The sequence below is a fragment of the Lentzea sp. NPDC037011 genome (assembly GCF_055607425.1).
The window spans coordinates 411,673-426,390 of sequence record NZ_JBVJRT010000003.1 but is presented as its reverse complement, the minus strand read 5'-3'; the positions used below and the strand labels follow the sequence as shown (position 1 = coordinate 426,390).

The following is a 14,718-nucleotide window of genomic DNA, read 5'->3' as shown; positions in this document are numbered from 1 at the left end:
TCTCCTCTATCCCTTCACTGCGCCGGCACTCAGCCCCTGCACCAGGAACCGCTGCACCACGGCGAAGACCAGAACGACCGGCACCGCGGCGACGACGCCACCCGCCGCGAGCGCACCGAAGTCGGTGTTGAACTCGCCGAGCGCGTAGCTCAGCCCGACCGGCAGCGTGAACTTGTCCTGCTTGCTCGCGAACATCAGCGCGAACAGGAAGTTGTTCCAGGCGCCGATGAACGCGAACGACCCGACGGCCACGAGTGCGGGGCGCAGCTGCGGCAGGGTCACCGCGAAGAACGCGCGCAGCCGGGTGCAGCCGTCGACCATCGCGGCCTCTTCGAGCTCCACCGGCACGTTGCGCACGAAACCGCTCATCAGGATCAGGGCGAGCGGCAGCTGGAACGCCGTGTCGGCGATGACCAGACCGGTGAGGCTGTTGAGCAGGCCGGCGCCCTTGAAGATCACGAACAGCGGGATCAGCAGCATCGCGCCGGGGATGAACTGCGTGCACAGCAGTGCCAGCAGGAACACCCGCTGGCCGCGGAACCTGAACCGCGCCAGCGCGTAGCCGCCCATGAGCGCGAACACCGTGACGACGACCAGGGTGCCGACGGCGATGATCAGGCTGTTCTGGAAGAACAACCCGAACCCGATGCCGTTCCACACCGTGTCGAAGTGCTCGAACGTGATCGGCCACGGCACCAGCGCGGTCTCCCCCGCGGGCCGGAACGCGAAGACGAGCATCCAGTAGAACGGGATCAGCGTGAACAGCAGGTAGAGCACCAGCGGGAGGTGCAGCCGGAAGTAGCGGCTCGGGTCGCGCTGCTTGCGGCGCCTGGGCGGTGGTGGCGGCGGGTCGAGGGCCACCTCCGGGCGGACGAGGGTCTGGGTCATGCCCGGCTCCCGAACTTGGACACCCTCAGGTAGAGGATGGAGAAGAACAGCAGGATCACGAAGCCGGCCATCGTGAGCGCGGAGCCGTAGCCGAAGTCGTGCGAGTCGACGGCCTTGCGCGCCACGTACAGCGGCAGCGTGGTGGTCTGGTTCGCCGGGCCACCACCGGTGAGCGTGTAGATCAGGTCGACGTTGTTGAACTCCCACACCGCGCGCAGCAGCGTCGAGAGCACGATCGCGTCGCGCAGGTGCGGCAGGGTGACGCTCACGAACCGCCGCCACCGCCCGGCACCGTCGACCGAGGCGGCCTCGTAGAGGTCGTTCGGGATGGTCTGCAGGTCGGCGAGCAGCAGGATCGCGAAGAACGGCACCCCGCGCCACAGCTCGGTGACGACGGTCGCGGGGAACACGGTCGCCGGGTCGCCGAGCACGGACGTGCCGGGATCGCCGATGCCCCACTGGGCGAGCTGCTGGAAGATGCCCGTCGAGGGGTTGTAGAGCAGGATCCAGATGCCGGTGGTGAGCACACCGGACACCGCCCACGGCGAGAACACCAGTGACCGGGCCAGCGCGCGGCCGACGAACGTCTCGTTCACGATCAGCGCGAGGACCAGCCCCAGCACCAGCTGCAGCCCGACCTCGACGAACACCCACTTCGCGCTGAAGGCGAGGCTCTGCCAGAACAGCTGGTCCTCGAACAGCATGCGGCGGAAGTTCTCGAAGCCGATGAAGCCGTTCTTCCACGGCTGGGTGACGGTGTGCTGGCGCAGGCTGAACCACCCGACGCTCGCGATCGGGTAGACCAGGAACACGAGCATCAGCACGAGCGTCGGGGCGATCAGGGCGTAGGGCGCCCAGGTGCGGGTCCTCACGCGGGGTTCCACCCGCCGAGGTAGGCGCTCTTCGTGTACTGCCGCGCCTGGTCGTCGGTGAGCTGCGGCCGGTCGGCACCGGTGCCCGCGCCGGGGCCGGTGTTGCGGTACTCGGCGAACCGCGCGCCGCGCCACGGGAAGCCGGACATGTCCGTCCACGGCGTGCGCTTGATCGCGGCGGGCAGCTCGGTGTTGCGGATGACGACCTGGGCGATCGCGTCCGGGTCGCCGCTGGGGTGCCACGGGCGGCCGAGGTAGTAGGTGCCGGCCGGGGCGTCGCTGCGGATCTTCGAGTCGACCACGAGGAAGCCGTACGGGTTGTCGCGGCGGGTGCTGGCGGCGGTGACGTAGCCGTTCGGGTCTCCGCCGCGGTTCAGCGCGGTGATGGTGGCGCGTTCGAAGACCGCGGTGGCGCGGCCGAACAGGAAGTCGACGTCGCCGGTGATCGCGCAGTCCCGGTAGTACTGCCGCGCCTTCGTACCGACGGCGGCGGTGTCGGCGTAGAGCGTGTCCTGGTGGCCCAGGAAGTGGACGCGGTCGAACAGCATCCGGTCGCCGGTGGCCTTGACCGCCACGGCCTGGGTGGCCGTGATCTCCGGGTGCTTCGCGCGGTCGAAGGAGTTGCTGAAGGTGAGGTCGCGCGCGGTGAAGTCGTCGGCGGCGATGGTGGCGGTGGCGCTGCCGGTCGTGCCGTAGGTGGTGCCGTCGGGTTTCTTGGTGCCGCTGGCGTTGTCGAAGTCGACCACCACGTCCTGGGCACGTCCGGTGGCGCCGCGCAGGGTCAGGCCGCGCTTGGTGGCGGGAACCTTGACGACCTCGCGGTAGACGCCCTTGGGCAGGGTGACCACACCGCCCGCCGGTGCCGCGTCGATCGCGGCCTGCACGGTCGCGAAGCCCTGGCCGACGACGAGGTGGTGCCCCGCGGGCTGGGCGCCGGCCCTGAGGTGCCGGACCCGGTGCGCGGGTTCGAGGCCGCGGTTCAGCGCCGGGGTCCAGCCGGCGTCGGTGCCGAGCTGCTTGTCCGGGAACGCGGCGTTGTGCGCGGCCACCAGGCTGACGGGCCGGCCGTCGACCAGGTTGCCGGTGTCGGTGAGCGCGGTGCCGCCCCAGTTGTGAACGACCTCCTCCGGCGCGATGCCGCGGATGAAGTTGTTCTGCGCGTACAGCTGTGACCGCACGCCCACGCCCCAGCTGTAGACCTGCTCGCCCTCGTAGAGGTTGTTGTAGACGTGCACCTGTCCGAACCGGACGCGGGGCGCGCGTTCCTGGACGTTGCGGAACACGTTGTGGTGCACCGAGACGCGCAGCTTGCCGGGATCGGTGGTGGAGGTGTTCGACGAGCCGATCAGCATCGTCTTGCCGTGGTCGGCGAACACGTTGCGGGACACCGTGACCAGGTCGCTGCCGGTGGTGATGTCGAGCTGCCCGTCGTGCACCTGGTAGGGCCGTCCGAAGTGGAGCGGAGCGGCGCTGTCGAGGTTCGGCTCGTCGGTGAACGTGTTGTGGTCCACCCACACGTGCTCGGACCGCTGCAGCGACACCGAGTCGTAGAGCGAGTTCCAGTTGCCGGGGGACGCGCCGGGGCTGGTGTCGGTCGGGTCCCACTGCGGGAAGCAGTCGTGGGTGTCGCGGAAGGTCAGGTTGCGCACGACCACGTTGCGCACCCCGTGGATCCGCATGCTGCCACCGGTGATCCCGGCGCCGCGCCCGACGCCGATGATCGTGGTGTCGGAGCCGACGTCGAGCGCGATGGCCGCCTCCTGCCGCTTGGCCGACGCGACCCGCGCGTCCTCCAGCGGTCCCTCCGGCTCGCGCTCCCAGCCCCACACCGCCGGGTCGTAGGCGGCGAGGTACCCGGCCCGCGTGTAGCCGCCGGTCTCGTAATCGGTGCAGCGCAACGGTTTTCCGTCCGCACCGGTGTTCGCGTCGATCACGCCCCTGACCTTGACGATCCGCGGCGCGGGTGCCGCGAGCGCCGCGACGAGCTCCGCCCGCGTGCGCACCTCGTGCACGTGACCGGCGGGTGCCGCGGCACCACCGGTCGTGCCGGGCCCGCTGGACGCCCAGCCGTCACCGGCGGGCAACACCTGCCGGGCCGGGTCGTGGCCGGCCTGCGCTGGCACGCCCACCACCCCGGTACCCAGGCACGCCACAACCACCGCACCAACGAAAAGCCGCATCGGGGAATGCCCTCTCGATCGACTGATTCACATTCTTGAACGACGTACACAAGCGTGAAGCGAGTATTGCGCTCGTTTCCGGCGCACGTCAACGAAGTGAATTCATTCGACGAAGAGGTGGGGCGTTCGACGTTCCTTCGAATCGAATGTCGTCGAACCGCATTTGCCCCGGAGGAATGTGCCGCACAGCAAGGAGCCCGTCCCACCGGTGCCAGGCAGCGGCGGGACGGGCTCTGCGCGGTTGCTCGTCCAAGCAGGTTGCCAGCTGTTGTGCCTTCAGCGCCCCGCATTCCCGACCTTGCTCCACTGGCGTCTGCAAGGAGGGGAAGGGGGCGGGCGAGACTTCTGGCCAGGGTTTAGCGGCTGACCTCCTCCGGGACTGACTGCGGCAGCGGTCGCAGCGCGGGCACGAAAGCCAGCGCGGGCAGCAGCAACAGCGGCACGACCAGCAACCCGCGCAGCACCCCGACGTGGTCGCCGAGGAACCCGACGAGCGGCGGACCCGCGAGGAACGCCGTGTAGCCGATCACCGCGACCACGCTGACCCTGGCCGCCGCGTGCGCCGGGTCGTCGGCCGCGGCGCTCATGCCGACCGGGAACCCGAGCGCGGTGCCCAGCCCCCACACCGCGACACCGGCGATGGCCAACCCGGGTGAGCCGGCGAACACCGCCAGGGTCACGCCGGCCGCGGCGAGCAGCATCGTCACGACGAGCACCGGCACGCGGCCCCACCGGTCGAGCGCGACGGTGCCGGCGATCCGGCCCGCGGTCATGGTCGTCACGAACACGCCGAACACCAGCGCGCCGGTGCCGGTGTCGAAGTCGTAGCCGTCGACGAACGCCACCGCGACCCAGTCGTTGGCCGTGCCCTCGGTGAACGCGAGCACCAGCACCAGTGCGCCGACCAGCAGCGTGCGGGGTTCGCGCCACGCGGCCAGGACGCCGCTGCCGGTGCCGTGCTCTGGCTCGCCCGCGAAGCGGTAGGTCCGCGCTGCCAGCAGGGTGCCGGCCGCGACGACCGCCGCCACCACGAGCAGGTGCGCGGTCACCGGCAGCAGCAGCCACGCCACCAGGGACGCGAGACCGGCCGCGGCCACGGTGCCAAGGCTCCACATCGCGTGGAACCGGGGCATCACCGTCTTGCCCAGCGCGCGTTCCACCTCGGCGGCCTCGACGTTCATCGCGACGTCGCAGGTGCCCGAGCCGTAGCCGAGCACGAAGATCCCGATCGCCGTCAGCGCGACCGACGGGACCGCCCCGATTCCCGCACCCGCCACCGCGAGGCCGGTGCTCACCACGGCCGCCGACAGCACCACGGTCCGCCGCGGGCCGAGCCGGTGGGTCACCTCCCCCGCCGTGAGCATCGCGAGGAACGCGCCCGCCGACATCGACAACAGCAGCAGTCCGAGCGCACCCGCGGTCAGCCCGAGCGCCTCGCGGGCGACGGGCACGCGGGCGAACCAGGTCGCCACGGCCACGCCGTTGAGCCCGAACGTCACCGCGACCCCCGCCGCGGCCGCGCGGACCTGCCCGCGTGTCACCGTGAGCGTCATCCGGTTCTCCTTTCTCGATCCACAAAGCCACACCCCACACGTGGAAGCGCTTCCACCGCAATACTGCGGAGATGACGGGACAACACACCCCGACACTGGACGACGTGGCCCGCGCCGCCGGCGTGTCCAGGGCCACCGCCTCCCGCGTGGTCACCGGGCAGGGCGCCGCCTCCCGGCAGGCGCGCGACCGGGTGGCCGCCGCCGTGGCGATGCTGGGCTACGTGCCCGACGCCGCCGCCCGCGCACTGGCCAGCCGCAGCGGGACCCGGCTCGCCATCGCGGTCATCGGCCACACCGCCGCCGTGCTCGACGACCCGTACGTCGGCCGGGTCCTCACCACCGCCGCGCACACCGCCGCCGAACGCGAGGTCGGCGTGTCCCTGCACTGGTTGCCCCTGCACGACCCGGCGTCGCTCGCGCGGCTCGCCGAGACCCGCGGGCTGGGCGGGCTGCTCGTGGTGAACCCGACGCAGTCCGCGCTCGACGCGGTGCCGCGGTCCCTGCGCGGCCGGGTCGCCGCGATCGGGGTCGGCACGCGGCACGTGCCGTCGTTCGACGTCGACAACCGCACCGGCACCGAGGGCGTCGTGCGGCACCTGGCGAACACCGGCCGGCAGCGGATCGCGATGGTCACCGGTCCGTCGTGGCTGCCGTGCGGGGACCGGGCCGTGGCGGCCTATCGTCGGGTGGTGCACGCCTGCGGCGGCGAACCCAGGGTCGTCCCCGGCGACTTCACCGCCGCCCGCGGTGCCGAGGCGGCCGTCGAGATCATGGCGCGCTGGCCGGACACCGACGCGGTGTTCGCGCTCAGCGACCTCACCGCGCTGGGTGTCCTCGACGGACTGCACGCGCTCGGCGTCCGGGTGCCGGGCGACGTGGCGGTCGCCGGGTTCGACGACATCGCCTTCGCGTGCCTGAGCCGCCCGGCGCTCACCACCTCGACGCACCCGGTGGAGCAGATCGCGGCGGCAGCGGCACAGGCCGTGCTCGACCGCCACGACACGGGCACCGCCACTTTCTACCCCTCCACCCTGGTGGTGCGCGAGAGCGCCTGACGGCCTACTCCGCGGTGCGGTTCTCGCCGTTCAGCGTGAAAGCGCCGGGAACGGGGGTACCGCCGCGGGTGGAGCCGGTGAAGCCGATGACGACCGTGCCGCCGGCCGGGAGCTGCGCGTTGTAGCTCGCGTTGGCGGCGTGCACGGTGGGACCGGACTGGAGCGCGGTCGCGTTCCACATGCCCGTCACGGACTCCCCGCTGCCGAACGTCCACCGCAGCGTCCAGCCGTTGACCGGCCGGGTGCCGGTGTTGCGCACGGTCACGCCGGCCTGGAACCCGCCGGGCCACTGGCCGGTGACCCGGTAGGCGACGGCGCAGACCTGGGCAGGCGGTCGCGGCGGGACCGTCGTCGTCGGTGCCGGGGCCGGACGCGGCGGCACGACCGCGGTGGGTGCCGGTGTCGTGGCCGGCGCGGGCGGAGGGGGCGGTACCGGCGCCGGGAGAGGCGGCACCGGTACCGGTCCGGGGCCGGGGACGAGGTCGAGCCCGTTGCACGGCTCGCCCCACAGGCCGAGGTCTGCGGCCGCGGCCTGGGACTCGGCGGCCAGCAGCGGGCCGCCGTCCACGTCCTGGGCCCGCAACACGCCTTGCCGCACCGCGAGCTTCGCGTAGTCGGCGCCGTCCGCCAGCACGATCTTGACGCCGCCGCTGAGGAAGTCGACCCGCACCTCGTCGGCCAGCAGCGTCGTCCGCGCGAACGCGAGCGCCGCCTCCGCCCAGCAGTCCGCCGGTGGCGCCAGCTGGGCCACGCGCACCGTCGTGCCGTCGGCCAGCTCGACCGCCCTGGGGTCGAGCACGTCCCGCACGTGGTGCAGCACGCCCCGGGAGATCGTCTCCTCGTTGACGAGCGAGGGCGGTGGTGCTGTGGGCAGTTCCGCCGTGCACGCTCCGGTGAGCAGTGCCAAGACCACGAGCAAACTCCTGCGCGTCACCACAACCCCTGTTGTCGTTCAACCATCGACAACCCTAGGGGTTCGCCCCGCCGGTTCAACCGACCGTTCGGAGTGGACTACCTGCGCGGAACGGGTGCGGTAGCAGCACCGGCCACAGTGGACAGACTGACCGCGGACGCGGCCAGCAGAGCGAGCGTTCTGGTCATCGGTTCTGCGTTGAACGCGCGATGTTCACGCTAACAACCACCGAGGCCGCTCACGGGACGTCAAGGTCCTGTCGAACGGGACCGCACCCGTTCGACAGGACCCCCGGAGACGCACACCCCCGAGGAGAGGTGTCACCTGAGCGAACAGGTGGCGAAGCGCTCCAGGCCCTCCGGCTTCACGGCCACGCGGCCGATCGCCGTCTCGATCCGGTTGAGAGCCGCGACCCGCTTGTCCGCCAACGGACCCAGGATCGCGTTCTGCACGAAGTTAGGACCGCCCTGGCCCACCGAGGTGCGCAACCGCTCGTTCGCCTCGGCGATCTGCCTGTCGAGGTTCGCGAGCTCGCGGTCCACTTCGGCCCGTGCCGCGGCAGGTACGTCGGGCACGGCCGGTGCCGGGCACGCGATCGCACCGGCGACCGCGTTGTTCCCGCCGCCGTTGTTGTTCCCGCCGTTGTTGTTCCCGCCGTTGTTGTTGCCGCCGTTGTTGTTGCCGTTGCCCGCGTTCGCCCGCGTGGTCGTGACGGGCGCCGGGCCGACCGCGGGTGCCTGGCCGAGTCCGCAGCTCGCGAACCGCTCCAGGCCCTCCGGTTTGTCGGCGACGCGGCCGATCGCCGTCTCGATCCGGTTGAGCGCGGCGACGCGCTTGCTCGCCAAGGGGCCGAGGATCGCGTTCTGCACGAAGTTCGGGCCGCCCTGGCCCGCGGAGGTGCGGAGTCGTTCGTTCGCCTCGGCGATCTGCTTGTCCAGGTTGACCAGCTCGCGCTGCACCTCGGCCTGCGCCTGTGCGGGGACCGCCGGGACGACCGGCTGCGGGCAGGCGATCGACTGGCTGCCGTCACCGGACCCGGTGGCCGCGAAGGCGACGGCGGCCGTGACCGCCGTCAGCGTGCCCGCCACCGCGATGCCCGCGATCAGCCGGCGCTTGCCCCGTTCCGGTCGTGCATGTGCTCTCGACATATTCGAACCTCACGACTGTGGTGGACTGCTCTTCTGCCGGCACAGCGGAATACGGATCACCGTCGTGAAGGGTTCAACCACTTGTGAGCGTTCACAGTGCAATGGCATGCTCACTGCTCGTTGCGCAGACCGCACCTGCGACGATCGGGGAACCGCCATGCCGCCGGCAGACAACGTCGTGCACGAACAGCTCCCGCTGCGCGTTCGCGGGGTGGACCTGGCGGTGGCGTCCGTGCGCCGCGAAGGGGTTGACGCGCCGATCGTCTTCCTGCACGGCTTCGGCACGAGCAAGGAGGACTACCTCGACATCACCCAGCGGCACGACTTCGCCGGGCGCGCGTTCCTCGCCTACGACGCACCGGGCAGCGGCGCCACCGAGTGCGCCGACCTCGCCGCCGTCGACATCCCGTTCCTGGTGGACGCCGCGCACGCGGTGCTCGACCACGCGGGCATCGACCGGTTCCACCTGGTGGGGCACTCCACCGGCGGACTCACCGGGTTGCTGCTCGCACACCGGCTACCGCGGCGGGTGCTGAGCTTCGTGAACATCAAGGGCGTGCTCGCGCCGGAGGACTGCCTGCTGAGCCGACAGGCGCTGATGGCACCGGACCCGGCCGAGCACTTCTTCCGGTTCGCCGAACGCACCCGCAACGCGCCGCACTACGGCAGCGGCCTGTACGCCGCGGGTCTGCCGCACAAGATCCGCCGCGGTGCCGTGGCCGGGGTGTTCCGCTCGATGGTCGAACTCGCCGACCACGGCGACCTGATCGCGAAGTTCCTGGCCCTGCCCTGCCCGCGGATGTACCTGTACGGCGAGCAGTGCGCCGGCCTGTCCTACCTGCAGAGGCTGGACGCGAACGGGGTGGAGCTCGCCGAGGTCCCGCACAGCGGGCACCTGCCGATGTACTCCAACCCCGTCGCGATGTGGCGTCAGCTGGCGGAGTTCCTCGCCCGTCAGCTCATTCCCATGGCCAGGCGGTGGTAGGCCTGGTTCCAGCGCAGCCGGTCGACGAACGAGGCGGGCGTGGTGTCCGCGTCGATCAGCACCAGCTCGGTGGCCGCCATCTGGGCGAAGTCCCGCAGCACCTCCGCTCCGACCGCCTGGGTCATCACGGTGTGGTGCGGCCCGCCGGCGGTGAGCCAGCACTCCGCCGACGTCGACAGCGACGGCGCCGGCTGCCACACCGCGCGCGCCACCGGCAGCTTCGGCAGCGGCTCGTCCGGCTCCACGACGGTGACCTCGTTGGCCACCAGGCGGAAGCGGTCGCCGAGGTCGGCCAGGCCGACCACGACGGCGGGCCCGGTCGCCGCGTCGAACACCAGCCGCACCGGGTCCTCCCGGTCGCCGATGCCCAGCGGGTGGATCTCGCACGACGGCTGCGCGGTGGCGATCGTCGGGCAGACCTCCAGCATGTGCGCGCCGAGGATCTTCGGCGTACCCGGCCCGAAGTGGTAGGTGTAGTCCTCCATGAACGACGTGCCGCGCCCGGTGCCGGTGCCCATCGCCTTCACGGCGGCGAGCAGGGCCGAGGTCTTCCAGTCGCCCTCGCCGCCGAAGCCGTAGCCGTCGGCCATCAGCCGCTGCACCGCGAGCCCCGGCAGCTGCCGCAGCCCGCCCAGGTCCTGGAAGTTCGTGGTGAACGCGCCGAACCCGCCGTCGTCGAGGAAGGACCGCAGGCCGATCTCGATGCGGGCGGCGTAGCGCAGCGAGTCGTGCCGCTCTCCCCCGCGCGCCAGCTCCGGTGCCAGCCGGTACGCCTCGGCGTAGTCGGTGACGAGCAGGTCGACGTCGGCGTCGGCCACCGCGTCGACCACGGCGACGAGGTCGTTGACGCCGTAGGTGTTGACCGAGACGCCGAACCGCAGCTCCGCCTCGACCTTGTCGCCCTCGGTCACGGCGACGTCGCGCATGTTGTCGCCGAACCGCGCCAGCCGCAGGTTGCGCATGTGCGCGCTACCGGCCGCCGCCCGTGCCCAGCCGTCGATCCGCTGTGCGACAACGGGATCGCTCGCGTGCCCGGCCACGGTCTTGCGGGCCACCCCGATCCTGGTCTGCACGTAGGCGAACTCGCGGTCGCCGTGCGCTGCCTGGTTGAGGTTCATGAAGTCCATGTCGATGGTGGACCACGGCAACGCCTCGTTGAGCTGCGTGTGCAGGTGCAGCAACGGCTTGCGCAGCAGGTCCAGGCCGGTGATCCACATCTTCGCCGGCGAGAAGGTGTGCATCCAGGCGATGATCCCGACGCACGACGGGTCGTTGTTCGCCTCCTGCATGACCGTGCGGATCGCACCGGAGTCGGTGAGCACCGGCTTCCACACGATCTCCGCGCTGATCTTGCCGGAGTCGCTCAGCATCCGCTGGATCTGCTGCGACTGCGCGGCCACCTGGTCGAGCGTCTCGGGGCCGTAGAGGTGCTGGCTGCCGGTGAGGAACCAGATCTGGGGCTTGTCCGGCATGTGCTCTCCTTCTGGGCTCACTGGCCGTAGACGTTCTGGTAGCGCTCGTAGAGCCGGTCGACGTGTTCCTGCTCGATCACGTCGGGCTTGCCGAGCTGGAGTGCGAAGTGGACGGTGCGGGCGACGTCCTCCAGCAGCACGGCGGCCTTCACCGCGGCGCGTGCCGTCTCGCCGATCGTGAACGGGCCGTGGTTGCGCATCAGCACGGCCTTCGACCGGCTGGCGCTCAGGGTCTCCACGATGCCCTGGCCGATGGAGTCGTCGCCGATCAGCGCGAACGGCCCGACCGGGATGTCGCCGCCGAACTCGTCGGCGATCATCGTGAGCACGCACGGGATGGGCTCCCCGCGCGCCGCCCACGCCGTCGCGTAAGGGGAATGCGTGTGCACGACACCGCCGACGTGCGGCATGTGCCGGTACACGTAGGCGTGCGCGGCGGTGTCGGAGGACGGTGCGAGCTCGCCCTGGACGAGGGTGCCGTGCAGGTCGGTCACGACCATCGCGTGCGGGCCCAGGTCGTCGTAGGACACCCCGGACGGCTTGATGACCATCAGGTCCTGGTCGGGCACGCGGGCCGAGATGTTTCCGGCCGTCCAGCTCACCAGCCCGTAGCGGGTCAGCTCGCGGTGCAGCTCGGCGACCGTGCGGCGCAGCTCTGCCGTGGCGGACATCAGCTCTTCCCCTCCAGTGCGTCGCGGCGGTACTGGCGCAGCCGGTGCATGACATCGTTGGCACCGCGGCCGAAGTAGTCGTGCAGCTCCAGGTAGTCGAGGAAGAGCCGTTCGTACGCCTCGACGTTCTCCGGTACGGGCGTGAAGACGTTGCGCCGCACGGAACCCATCGCGGCGGCGGCCTTGCGGATGTCCGGGTGGGCGCCCGCGGCGACGGCGGCGTGCATCGCGGAGCCGAGCGCGGGGCCCTGTGCCGAGCCGATCACCGACAGCGGCAGGTTCACGACATCGGCGTAGATCTGCATCAGCAGCTCGTTCTTGACCAGTCCGCCCGCGATCACGAGCTCGGTCACCGGCACACCGGAGTCGGTGAAGGCGTCGATGATGACCCGCGTGCCGAACGCGGTCGCCTCCAGCAGCGCGCGGTAGACGTCCTCGGCCCTGGTGGCGAGGGTCTGGCCGATGATCACGCCGGACAGCTCGTGGTCGACGAGCACGGACCGGTTGCCGCTGTGCCAGTCGAGCGCGATGAGCCCGTGCTCCCCCACCGCCTGGCCGGCGGCCAGCTCGGTCAGCAGCTCGTGCACGGTGATGCCGCGTTCGGCGGCCTGCTCGTGGTAGGCCGGCGGGACGCTGCTGCGCAGGAACCACGCGAAGATGTCGCCGACACCGCTCTGCCCGGCCTCGTAGCCCCACAGCCCAGGAATGATGCCGCCGTCGACCACACCACACATGCCCGGCACGTCGCGCAGCACGGCGCCGCTCATCACGTGGCAGGTGGAGGTGCCCATGATCGCGACCATCTGGCCGGGCTCGACGGCCTGGGCGGCCGGTGCGGTGACGTGCGCGTCGACGTTGCCGACCGCGACGGCGATGCCCTCGGGCAGCCCGGTCCACTCCGCGGCCCTGGCGCTGAGCCCGCCCGCGCGGTCACCGAGCGCCGAGAGCGGGTGGTCGAGCTTGTCGGCGACGAACCCGGCGAAGTCGGGGTTGAGCTCGGCGAGGAAGTCCTCGCCGGGGTAGGCGCCGTCCTGGAGGATGCCCTTGTACCCAGCGGTGCAGGCGTTGCGCGTGTAGGTGCCGCAGAGCTGCCAGGTGATCCAGTCGGCGGCCTCGACCCAGTGCTCCATCGCCGCGTAGACCTCGGGTGCCTCCTCCAGCACCTGGAGGCCCTTGGCGAACTCCCACTCCGAGGAGATCAGGCCGCCGTAGCGCGGCAGCCACGCCTCGCCGCGGGTGCGGGCCAGCTCGTTGATCCGGTCGGCCTGGCCCTGGGCGGCGTGGTGGCGCCACAGCTTCACGTAGGCGTGCGGGTTCCCGGCGAACTCCGGCAGGTCGCACAGCGGTGTGCCGTCCGCGGTGACCGGCACCATCGTGCAGGCCGTGAAGTCGGTGCCGATCCCGACCACCTGGGACGGCGAGATCCCGGCCGCCTCGACCGCCTGTGGGACGGCGGTGCGCAGCACGTCGAGGTAGTCGGCCGGGACCTGCAGGGCCCACTCCGGCGGCAGCGGACGGCCGGTCGCGGGCAGGACCTGGTCCACGACCCCGTGGCGGTACTCGTGGACGGCGGTGCCGAGCTCGGCGCCGTCATGGACGCGCACGACCACGGCGCGGCCGGACAGCGTGCCGAAGTCGACACCCACCACGCACGCGTCGCGGTCGATCGTCATGTCAGTCACGGCCTGAGTGTTATCGCTAACAATCACGCCGTCAAGATGCGCCGCGAACATCGTGATTTCCCAGCAAGAACACCGATGTCCACCGCCGTGAGCGCACGACAAAACGCCCACCGGTGTGCCACCGGCGGGCGGTCCTCACATCTCGTCACACGCGCTGTCCACCGCACGCGGGGAGCTTTCGTACTCTCCTGGTGAACGAAAGGTCCCCGCGTGCGGGAAGCAGCGGGGGTCAGGCGGGTGGGGACACGCTGTCCCTGGTCACCAAGTAAGGGGCCACCGTGCGGCGCGGGCGGGCGGTCTCGCCGTCGCTCACCTGCTCCAGCAGCAGACCGAGGGTTTCCCGTGCCACCGCGGCGAAGTCCGGGCGGACGGTCGTGAGCGGCGGGATGAAGTAGGCCGCTTCCGGCACGTCGTCGAACCCGACCACACTCACGTCGTGCGGCACCCGCCGGCCCCGTTCGCTCAGCGCCCGCAGCAGGCCGAGGGCCAAGTGGTCGTTGGAGCAGAACACCGCCGTCACCTCGGGCATCCGCGCGAGCATCTGACCCGCGCGGTACCCCGACGCCGCGCTCCAGTCGGCCGTCACCACCGGCGGCACCTCGGCGTCCACCGACTCCAGCGCACGCCGCCAGCCCTGCACGCGACCGGCCGCGTCGAACCAGTCGGCGGGACCGGACACGTGCCACACCGTGCTGTGGCCCGCCTGCAGCAGGTGGGTGGTGGCCTCGAACGCACCGGCCGCCTGGTCGACCGTGACCAGCGGCGTCGCGCGGTCGGGGTCGCCGTCCACCGTCACCAGCGGCACGCCGGCGGGCACGTCCGCCAGCGCGTCGGCGGCACCGGAGTTCGGCGCGATCACCACGATGCCGGCCACGCGCTGGTCGCGGTGGCGTTCGACGGCCGCGGAGATGGACTCGCGGTCGAGCACCTTGACCCGGCCGACGCTCACCGCGAACCCGGCCTGGCCCGCCGCCTCCTCGAAGGCGGACAGCAGCGAGGCCGGGCCGTACAGCGTCGAGTTCTGCGCCACCACGCCGATGAGCTGCGTCTTGCCGGTGACCAGCGCGCGGGCCGCGCGGTTGGGCCGGTAGTCGAGCTCCTTGATCGCGGCCTGCACCCGCAGCCGGGTCTGCTCGCGGACGTTGGGGTGGTTGTTGAGAACGCGCGAGACCGTCTGGTGGGACACCCCGGCGAGTCGTGCGACGTCGGTCATCGCGGGGTCGCGCGAAATCTTCTGGTCCACGAACGGTCTCCGATCCTTGGTCTAGACCGATTATGTTAGCGATAACACCGGTCAGT

General features: G+C 71.3%; 12 protein-coding genes. 2 read left to right on the top strand and 10 right to left on the bottom strand.

The annotated features are described in order from the left end of the window. Window positions 1-6: 6 nt before the first annotated feature. From ACZ7CH_RS10515 to ACZ7CH_RS10500, 4 genes are all read right to left on the bottom strand, one after another. Window positions 7-888, bottom strand: coding sequence for a carbohydrate ABC transporter permease (locus ACZ7CH_RS10515; protein ID WP_458431820.1), 882 nt, complete (start codon window positions 886-888; stop codon window positions 7-9). Then, on the bottom strand, window positions 885-1,760 hold the full coding sequence (locus ACZ7CH_RS10510) for a carbohydrate ABC transporter permease (protein WP_470373669.1): 876 nt from the start codon (window positions 1,758-1,760) through the stop codon (window positions 885-887). The genes ACZ7CH_RS10515 and ACZ7CH_RS10510 overlap by 4 nt, the downstream gene beginning before the upstream one ends. Beyond that, window positions 1,757-3,883 (bottom strand): pectinesterase family protein, encoded by a 2,127-nt coding sequence (locus ACZ7CH_RS10505; protein WP_470373668.1) that lies wholly within the window; start codon window positions 3,881-3,883, stop codon window positions 1,757-1,759. The genes ACZ7CH_RS10510 and ACZ7CH_RS10505 overlap by 4 nt, the downstream gene beginning before the upstream one ends. Before the next feature lie 413 nt (window positions 3,884-4,296). Continuing rightward, a complete protein-coding gene (locus tag ACZ7CH_RS10500) occupies window positions 4,297-5,493 on the bottom strand; it encodes an MFS transporter (RefSeq protein WP_360389438.1) in 1,197 nt (398 codons plus the stop codon). Between the two features lie 71 nt (window positions 5,494-5,564). On the opposite strand from ACZ7CH_RS10500, the gene ACZ7CH_RS10495 reads away from it, so the two are divergent. Next, window positions 5,565-6,548: a LacI family DNA-binding transcriptional regulator gene (locus tag ACZ7CH_RS10495; RefSeq protein WP_360389441.1), complete on the top strand. Its 984-nt coding sequence runs from the start codon at window positions 5,565-5,567 to the stop codon at window positions 6,546-6,548. A 4-nt stretch (window positions 6,549-6,552) separates the two neighbouring features. Here ACZ7CH_RS10495 and ACZ7CH_RS10490 read toward each other — a convergent pair whose 3' ends face one another. Beyond that, window positions 6,553-7,461, bottom strand: coding sequence for a cellulose-binding domain-containing protein (locus ACZ7CH_RS10490; protein ID WP_470373667.1), 909 nt, complete (start codon window positions 7,459-7,461; stop codon window positions 6,553-6,555). Window positions 7,462-7,781: 320 nt separating this feature from the next. Beyond that, the gene (locus tag ACZ7CH_RS10485) at window positions 7,782-8,609 is read right to left on the bottom strand and encodes a hypothetical protein (RefSeq protein ID WP_470373666.1); all 828 of its coding nucleotides are present in this window, start codon (window positions 8,607-8,609) and stop codon (window positions 7,782-7,784) included. A gap of 157 nt (window positions 8,610-8,766) precedes the next feature. Here ACZ7CH_RS10485 and ACZ7CH_RS10480 point away from each other — a divergent pair, with 157 nt between their 5' ends. Continuing rightward, the gene (locus tag ACZ7CH_RS10480) at window positions 8,767-9,594 is read left to right on the top strand and encodes an alpha/beta fold hydrolase (RefSeq protein WP_360389449.1); all 828 of its coding nucleotides are present in this window, start codon (window positions 8,767-8,769) and stop codon (window positions 9,592-9,594) included. On the opposite strand, the gene araA is transcribed toward ACZ7CH_RS10480, so the two are convergent. From araA to ACZ7CH_RS10460, 4 genes are all read right to left on the bottom strand, one after another. Then, a complete protein-coding gene (gene araA / locus ACZ7CH_RS10475; RefSeq protein WP_458431813.1) occupies window positions 9,564-11,066 on the bottom strand; it encodes an L-arabinose isomerase in 1,503 nt (500 codons plus the stop codon). The genes ACZ7CH_RS10480 and araA overlap by 31 nt on opposite strands. Window positions 11,067-11,083: 17 nt before the next feature. Further along, window positions 11,084-11,737, bottom strand: a complete 654-nt coding sequence (locus tag ACZ7CH_RS10470) for an L-ribulose-5-phosphate 4-epimerase (protein ID WP_360389454.1) — start codon at window positions 11,735-11,737, stop codon at window positions 11,084-11,086. After that, window positions 11,737-13,410, bottom strand: a complete 1,674-nt coding sequence (gene araB / locus ACZ7CH_RS10465; RefSeq protein WP_470373836.1) for a ribulokinase — start codon at window positions 13,408-13,410, stop codon at window positions 11,737-11,739. The genes ACZ7CH_RS10470 and araB overlap by 1 nt, the downstream gene beginning before the upstream one ends. 238 nt (window positions 13,411-13,648) lie before the next feature. Beyond that, window positions 13,649-14,632, bottom strand: coding sequence for a LacI family DNA-binding transcriptional regulator (locus ACZ7CH_RS10460; RefSeq protein ID WP_458434383.1), 984 nt, complete (start codon window positions 14,630-14,632; stop codon window positions 13,649-13,651). Window positions 14,633-14,718: the final 86 nt, after the last annotated feature.

Coding starts and splice junctions, on each gene's coding strand:
- araB (WP_470373836.1), bottom strand. CDS start 13,410: ATGACGATCGACCGCGACGCGTGCGTGGTGGGTGTCGACTTCGGCACG.
- ACZ7CH_RS10480 (WP_360389449.1), top strand. CDS start 8,767: ATGCCGCCGGCAGACAACGTCGTGCACGAACAGCTCCCGCTGCGCGTT.
- ACZ7CH_RS10500 (WP_360389438.1), bottom strand. CDS start 5,493: ATGACGCTCACGGTGACACGCGGGCAGGTCCGCGCGGCCGCGGCGGGG.
- ACZ7CH_RS10460 (WP_458434383.1), bottom strand. CDS start 14,632: ATGACCGACGTCGCACGACTCGCCGGGGTGTCCCACCAGACGGTCTCG.
- ACZ7CH_RS10495 (WP_360389441.1), top strand. CDS start 5,565: ATGACGGGACAACACACCCCGACACTGGACGACGTGGCCCGCGCCGCC.
- ACZ7CH_RS10485 (WP_470373666.1), bottom strand. CDS start 8,609: ATGTCGAGAGCACATGCACGACCGGAACGGGGCAAGCGCCGGCTGATC.
- ACZ7CH_RS10470 (WP_360389454.1), bottom strand. CDS start 11,737: ATGTCCGCCACGGCAGAGCTGCGCCGCACGGTCGCCGAGCTGCACCGC.
- ACZ7CH_RS10515 (WP_458431820.1), bottom strand. CDS start 888: ATGACCCAGACCCTCGTCCGCCCGGAGGTGGCCCTCGACCCGCCGCCA.
- araA (WP_458431813.1), bottom strand. CDS start 11,066: ATGCCGGACAAGCCCCAGATCTGGTTCCTCACCGGCAGCCAGCACCTC.